Source organism: uncultured Arthrobacter sp., assembly GCF_902805515.1.
Taxonomy (GTDB): domain Bacteria; phylum Actinomycetota; class Actinomycetes; order Actinomycetales; family Micrococcaceae; genus Arthrobacter_D.
Window position 1 is genome coordinate 1 of the sequence record NZ_CADCTE010000134.1, and the last position, 2,482, is coordinate 2,482.

Here is a 2,482-nt window from a genome sequence, read left to right on the forward strand (position 1 = left end):
GCCCCGGGTGCGGTGCCCGCCCCGGCGTCCAGGTCGAAGCCGGCGAACAGCGGAACGACGGCGAGGCCCTGCAAGGCGGCGCCGAGGTTGCCCCGGATCATCTGGGCGAGCCGGTTCGCCTTGCCGTCGAGGCTCATCGTGAGCCCCTCGATCTTCTCGTAGTGCTCGAGCTCGACCTGGTACAGCTTCACCATCTCGATGGCGATGCCCGCGGCGCCGGCGATGCCGATGACGCTGTAGGAGTCGGCCGGGTAGACCTTCTCGATGTCCCTGCTGGAGATGAGGTTGCCCATGGTCGCGCGCCGGTCGCCACCCATGAGGACGCCGCCCTCGTACGTCACGGCGACGATCGTGGTGCCGTGCGGAGCGAGGTCTCCGACGGGCATGGTCGGGACCGGGCGGCGACCGGGCAGGAGGTCAGGTGCCGCGGCCGACAGGAAGTCGGTGAACGAGGAGCCCACCCGGTCCAGGTAGGCGGGCGGGAACCCGCTCCGGCCAGCTGACGACTCGTTCACCCATCCGCCTCTCCCGCCTGCGTCCGCCGGCGTGACCCGCTGTTCCGCCCGGTGCTCCGCGTGCTTGTGCCGCGGGCTCCTGGGCGTCGTTGCGACCCTACCGGCGGCTCCACCGGTCGGTTGATTGTGTCGGACATGCCTGCGGAGGAGTCGGGCCGATCGTCCACTTCCTGCTGTTCGCGGTGGGTGTCGACGTACAACGCCGCCATCCGCAGCAAGAAGGGATCGTCGCGGAACAGGCCGAGGCCCTGATTGCACCGCTGACAGAGCAACCGTCGGATCCGGCCGCTGAAGTGGTCATGATCAAGGTGCTGCGGCCCAGGGGCGCTGCAGATGGCGCACAGATCACCCTGTGCTTCGCGGAGTGCGCGTAGATCGCGCTGCGTGAGCTTGTACTTGCGGTAGAAGTACCCGGCCGAGTTCGTCGCCCGATCACAACTGCGGCAGCGGCTGCCGAAGCCCGACGCAGTTCCGGCATTCCGGGTGTAGTCCTCGTGTGCTACTGCCTGTTCGCAGGCGGGGCACCATCGGAAGCCGTCCGGGATCCACGAGTGGTCCCGAACGCTCTTCCCCAGGGCTTGACGGCGCTTCCGGTAGTGGGCGTTGCTCCTCGCTCGGTTGCAGGCGAGGCAGTAGAAGGAAAGTCCGTCTCCCCGCGTCAGATTTCGGCCGAACTCAGACGCCGACTTGGTCTCTTCACAGGAGGGACAGCGCTTGGCGTCCTCGCTCATGGAGGTTACAGCGCGTGATCACTCCCCTCCTTTCTGTACATATTGGCGCACAAATTCCTCGGAGTTCTCCTCGAGCACCTCGTCGATCTCGTCCAGGAGGGAGTCGACGTCCTCGGTCATCTCCTTGTGGCGCTCGGCGACCTCGGTGTCGACCGAGGCCTCGACCTCATCGGTCTCCTCGCGCGACCGCGTCGCCTTCTGCTGCCCGCCGGTGTCCCTGGTGGCCATGGCCTGCCCTCCCGTCGTGGGAACTGCTGCTGCCGTGAAAGCTACCCGCCACAGGTGACATTCACGGATCACCCGGACAGGCTGGGGATCACGATCCGGTGATCGTGTCGACGAGCTCCTGCGCGGTCGCCGAGGCCTCGAACAGCGCGCCCACGTGCTCGCGGGTTCCTCGCAGCGGCTCCATCGTCGGGATGCGCACCAGGTTCTCCCGCCCGAGGTCGAACACGACCGAGTCCCAGGACGCCGCGGCCACCTGGGCGGGGTAGCGCCGCAGGCACTCCCCGCGGAAGAACGCCCGGGTGTCCCCCGGCGGGTTCACCATGGCGCGGGCCACCTCGTCGTCGGTCAGCAGCCGCTGCATCGACCCACGGGCGACCAGCCGGTTGTACAGCCCCTTGTCGGGCCGGATGTCGGAGTACTGCAGGTCGACCAGGTGCAGCCGCGAGTCGCCCCACGCGAGCCCGTCGCGCGTCCGGTACCCCTCCAGCAGCCGCAGCTTGGCCGGCCAGTCCAGCCGGTCCGCGCACCGCATGGGGTCGATCGAGAGATCGTCGAGCACCTCGGCCCAGCGGCGGAGCACGTCGTCGGTCTGCTCGTCGGACTCCCCCTGCGCCACGACGAACTTCTCCGCCTGCTCCAGGTAGACCCGCTGGACGTCGATCGCCGTCATCCGGCGGCCGTCGCGCAGCCGCACCAGGTGCGTGAGCGTCGGGTCGTGGCTGATCGCCTGCAGCGCCTCGACCGGCTCCTCGATGGCGAGGTCGCGCGGCAGCGCTCGCGCCTCGATCATCGCCAGGACCAGCGACGTCGTCCCCACCTTCAGATAGGTCGACAGCTCGGCGAGGTTCGCGTCGCCGATGATCACGTGCAGCCGGCGGTACTTGTCGGCGTCGGCGTGCGGTTCGTCGCGGGTGTTGATGATCGGCCGCTTGAGCGTCGTCTCCAGGCCCACCTCGACCTCGAAGAAGTCCGCCCGCGACGAGATCTGGAAGCCGTGCCCGCGGCCCC

The 2,482-nt window shown here is 68.7% G+C and carries 4 protein-coding genes; all 4 read right to left on the reverse strand.

Annotated elements, in window-relative coordinates; translation table 11 throughout:
* Positions 1-515, reverse strand: a 515-nt coding sequence (gene prcB, locus QZX79_RS11865) for a proteasome subunit beta (protein ID WP_294568482.1), incomplete at its 3' end; no start/stop codon positions are given.
* Complete coding sequence (locus QZX79_RS18590; RefSeq protein WP_366484949.1) at positions 512-1,246, reverse strand: endonuclease VII domain-containing protein; 735 nt, start codon at positions 1,244-1,246, stop codon at positions 512-514. The genes prcB and QZX79_RS18590, both read right to left, overlap by 4 nt.
* Before the next feature lie 18 nt (positions 1,247-1,264).
* A complete protein-coding gene (locus tag QZX79_RS11875; protein ID WP_116451917.1) occupies positions 1,265-1,474 on the reverse strand; it encodes a ubiquitin-like protein Pup in 210 nt (69 codons plus the stop codon).
* Positions 1,475-1,562: 88 nt separating this feature from the next.
* Positions 1,563-2,482, reverse strand: a 920-nt coding sequence (locus QZX79_RS11880) for a proteasome accessory factor PafA2 family protein (protein ID WP_294568484.1), incomplete at its 5' end; no start/stop codon positions are given.

What these genes read in the sequence shown, in the direction of transcription:
- QZX79_RS18590 (WP_366484949.1), bottom strand. Translation starts at nt 1,246, where the DNA reads ATGAGCGAGGACGCCAAGCGCTGTCCCTCCTGTGAAGAGACCAAGTCG.
- QZX79_RS11875 (WP_116451917.1), bottom strand. Translation starts at nt 1,474, where the DNA reads ATGGCCACCAGGGACACCGGCGGGCAGCAGAAGGCGACGCGGTCGCGC.